Annotated in this window: 1 protein-coding gene; it reads left to right on the top strand. The window is 50.1% G+C overall.

The features are described from left to right. Positions 1–511: IS66 family transposase (tnpC, locus tag QQK21_RS21810; protein WP_284194280.1), on the top strand; the 511-nt coding region annotated here is incomplete at both ends.

The following is a 511-nucleotide window of genomic DNA, read 5'->3' as shown; positions in this document are numbered from 1 at the left end:
CGTCCTAAATATGCTTGCCGCCAATGCGAGCAAACTCAGGACAACAGCCGCATCGTTCAAAAGTCAGCGCCGCAAAGCATTATCCCTAAAAGCTTCGCGACAGAAAGCTTGTTGGCCAATATCATCCTCGGAAAATATCAATACGCGATGCCACTTTACCGCCAAGAATCCCTGTTTACCCAATCGGGTATCGAACTCTCACGAACCACCATGGCAAGGTGGGTTATCCAAGTCAGTGAGAAGTTCGCCCCGCTTTACGCGGCCTTAAAAACGCACCTACTCGAGCAAATAGTGGTTCAGGCGGATGAAACGCCGCTCAATGTCCTCAAGGAAGACAAGCAATGTTATATGTGGCTTTACTGCTCAGGGGCGGACTCGCCAGGTGCCGCATTCCCTAATGTGAGAAATATCGTCTTGTATGACTATCAAAACAGTCGCGCGAGGTCGCGCCCTGTAGCCTTCTTGGGCGACTATGATGGTTATCTGCAAACCGATGGCTATGGTGTTTATG

Origin of the sequence: Vibrio zhanjiangensis, assembly GCF_030161235.1 — a bacterium.
In the GTDB taxonomy this organism is placed as follows: Bacteria; Pseudomonadota; Gammaproteobacteria; order Enterobacterales; family Vibrionaceae; genus Vibrio; species Vibrio zhanjiangensis.
This window is presented reverse-complemented; position numbering and strand designations above follow the sequence as displayed.